This is a genomic window from Bacteroides cellulosilyticus DSM 14838, from assembly GCF_000158035.1.
GTDB lineage: Bacteria > Bacteroidota > Bacteroidia > Bacteroidales > Bacteroidaceae > Bacteroides > Bacteroides cellulosilyticus.
This window is the reverse complement of the sequence record NZ_EQ973491.1, coordinates 331,502-334,318: the sequence shown is the minus strand read 5'-3', so window position 1 is coordinate 334,318 and position 2,817 is coordinate 331,502. Positions and strand designations below refer to the sequence as shown.

Below are 2,817 nucleotides of genomic sequence, written 5' to 3'. Positions count from 1 at the left end.
GCTTATTCGATAAGAAATGACTTTTTGCATGGACAAATGCAGAAAGTAGTTTATAAGGCTGCATAGAACATCTCACCACACTTTGATCTCCAAAAGTAAGCGTACACGCCTCTTCATCAAACAGGACTCCGCCTATTTGATATTTATTTTCGGAGATGCGTATTACGAAATCATCCGGATCAGCCGCTTCATCGTCGTTATCCTTTTTTCGATTATTCCAAAAGAGAAGGACAAATATGCATAAACAAAAGACAACTACAATAGAACAAGAAACAATACCGGTCTTTCCCCAATCGGCACACAACCATGGGGAAGGAAGCGAAAGATAAACCGTCAACTCAAGAAAATACATATCATCCAGATAGTAGGTTCCCAACTTAAACTTATCGGCCATCAGCGTTGAGTCTCCGACCATAAACTTTTTTCCTTTCCTGTCACCCGGTAATTCCGATTGCAACATAAGAGCACCGGAACAATAGGTGTGGCTATCATTCAAATCTTCTTGCCATAAATCATTCAAAACATTGAAAACCACTTTGTCCACCAAAAACAGAAAGCGAATCTTCGCACTTAGGCTATGTGAAGCAATTAACCGCTTTCCTTCCTTTATCGAATCGACCGCTACCACCGTCTCTCCTTCCGCTCATCATCATTTTCTAATATTAGTTCTTTATTTTACTCTATAAGTCCATCCAAATTTAAATAGGCAAATTGTATTTCATTATCTAATACCATTATTAATCTATTCAGCTCCTGATCATAACAAAAGTTACAAATTTTACGACCTATATTCAACGTTTTAATATAATTACCATCAAAATCATAGACTTGAAAAAAATTAGGAAATCCCTCGTCACTCCAATTGCGTCCTCCTGCATATGCCGCAACAATCTTATCTTTACAAATCACCACAGCATCATAATAAACCATATCATTACTCGTCTTGTCATCCCAATAAGGACCATAAATATTGTATTTCAAATTACCATCAAGATCATAAATCGTCATTAGGTCATGATGAGCATAGCAATCAACTATCAGATTATGTTCCAATGATACCGCAAACTGGCTTCGCTTTCGTTCTACCTTGGGATGCCCTTCAACCAATAATTTCATTTCTCCGGTCAACATATTCCACCGCACCAAAGATTGTTGAAAATATTTGTTTTCTCCGACCATTATAGAACGTGCAATGCAGAAAGTGTCATTCACATAAACAAATCTATCCGGAAATTGCAATTCTTTCATATCTCCTTTTACTTCAGGTCGATAAAAAGGATTTTTTAAGATACTATCCACACTATAACTCAATACTTTCAATTTTCCATAATCAGGTACAAAAATCGATGATGCACTTCATCAGGCACAATTACCCCCATATTCGTAATTTCATTAGGTCCTTCCCCCGCATCTCCAACTCCCATCAAATAGGAGAAATTATTCTTATCAAAGATAGAGATTAATTTTTCTTCGGATTGAGAATCACTTATCAATAGATAATCATTTACGATAAAAGGTCGCGCCCACCCTCCTATCAAAGGAGTATCTATAATAATTTCTTTCACAGATTCCTTTACATCAATGATATTAGTAGAATGATTCTGAGATTTTTCCACATCAGAATTTCTAAAGCAACTACTCGCAAAGAAAACAAACAAAACAAAATAGACAATACGTTTCATCAAAACAAAATTATTTATATTATTTTAAACATCAATAGAAAAAAATCAGCCTATAAAAAGCTGATTTTTTCTTATTACATTGACTATAGCAAACAACAAAAATGCCTAGTTGGAACATTCTAAACATATTTTAGCAGCTGTAAATATCAACTCCATTTCACTTCTCTTTTATCTGGATATGTTTTGTAACAATAGCATCCCGTATTCCCGCAAGTACATCCATTCTGACAATCAGGATTCACCTCATAACGAGCCAATGCTTCCACATTAGCCAACATCAAATCTGACATAGTATCTACTTTCTGATTAGCATAAACACCATAACCTGCAATTGCCGCAAATGCTGCAACAAAAGCTATTTTCATAAACTTCTTCATTTTTATATTGTTTCAAAGTAAAAATCTATTTAATTAACTATATCAAGTACGCATATATTGTACAGTCGAGTATCAAGATACAGAGTATCTTATTGCACCAACAAGTCGTTTACCATCTGCTTCTTTTAATTAATTATTACTCTATATAGTTTTTATACTATATTCTAATATAGGCTCATCCTCATTCACATCCGTAGCATAAATAACTCCACGCTGCTCATCTACCGATATGCCACAAATGTAATGGTCTAATACATATCTCTTTAACGGTTTTCCCGCCAAACTGAACACATAGATAAATTGCCCGCTATCCGGATGATTAATACCATTCCGGGCATCTCGCACTATATCCTTGAACGAACGCCCATGAAAGACTGCATAAATGGCCCGATCCGTCACCTGCACATCGCTAAATCCCATGATACCCGTAGGAATACCATATCCCCCGGACACCTGAAACTCCGGCTCACCATGCGGTCCCATGCACACAACATGCGTACTGTCTTTCAGATTATAAATTTCGAGCACTTCACCCAACTGAGTAGCAACAGCAAGTATCCCGTTTCGAGGATTGTAATCTATAAAACTACGCCACGCCTGCGCCAGAGCCGGACGGACATTCCGCAAGGCGTCTTCATCGACAGTAGGAATAACACCAAACTTATGCATCAATTTTTCATCTTGTTTTTCATTTGATTATTATGTTTTTCATCAATGATTATTATGCCGGCAAATGTAAATAACAAATAGATTCAAAT

The 2,817-nt window shown here is 36.4% G+C and carries 3 protein-coding genes and 2 pseudogenes; all 5 read right to left on the bottom strand.

Annotated elements, in window-relative coordinates; all coding sequences use genetic code 11:
• Window positions 1-520: pseudogene (locus BACCELL_RS26870) on the bottom strand (hypothetical protein); the annotation flags it as partial.
• 155 nt (window positions 521-675) lie between these two features.
• Window positions 676-1,299 carry a hypothetical protein gene (locus BACCELL_RS25750; RefSeq protein WP_157133913.1) on the bottom strand — a complete coding sequence of 208 codons (624 nt, stop codon included), beginning with the start codon at window positions 1,297-1,299 and terminating at the stop codon, window positions 676-678.
• 17 nt (window positions 1,300-1,316) lie between these two features.
• The gene (locus tag BACCELL_RS25745) at window positions 1,317-1,682 is read right to left on the bottom strand and encodes a hypothetical protein (RefSeq protein WP_007212421.1); all 366 of its coding nucleotides are present in this window, start codon (window positions 1,680-1,682) and stop codon (window positions 1,317-1,319) included.
• Window positions 1,683-1,828: 146 nt separating this feature from the next.
• Window positions 1,829-2,059 carry an NVEALA domain-containing protein gene (locus BACCELL_RS13660; RefSeq protein WP_007212420.1) on the bottom strand — a complete coding sequence of 77 codons (231 nt, stop codon included), beginning with the start codon at window positions 2,057-2,059 and terminating at the stop codon, window positions 1,829-1,831.
• Between the two features lie 141 nt (window positions 2,060-2,200).
• Window positions 2,201-2,734 (bottom strand): annotated as a pseudogene (locus tag BACCELL_RS13655) (BF3164 family lipoprotein); the annotation flags it as partial.
• Between the last annotated feature and the right edge of the window lie 83 nt (window positions 2,735-2,817).

What these genes read in the sequence shown, in the direction of transcription:
- BACCELL_RS13660 (WP_007212420.1), bottom strand. Translation starts at nt 2,059, where the DNA reads ATGAAGAAGTTTATGAAAATAGCTTTTGTTGCAGCATTTGCGGCAATT.
- BACCELL_RS25745 (WP_007212421.1), bottom strand. Translation starts at nt 1,682, where the DNA reads ATGAAACGTATTGTCTATTTTGTTTTGTTTGTTTTCTTTGCGAGTAGT.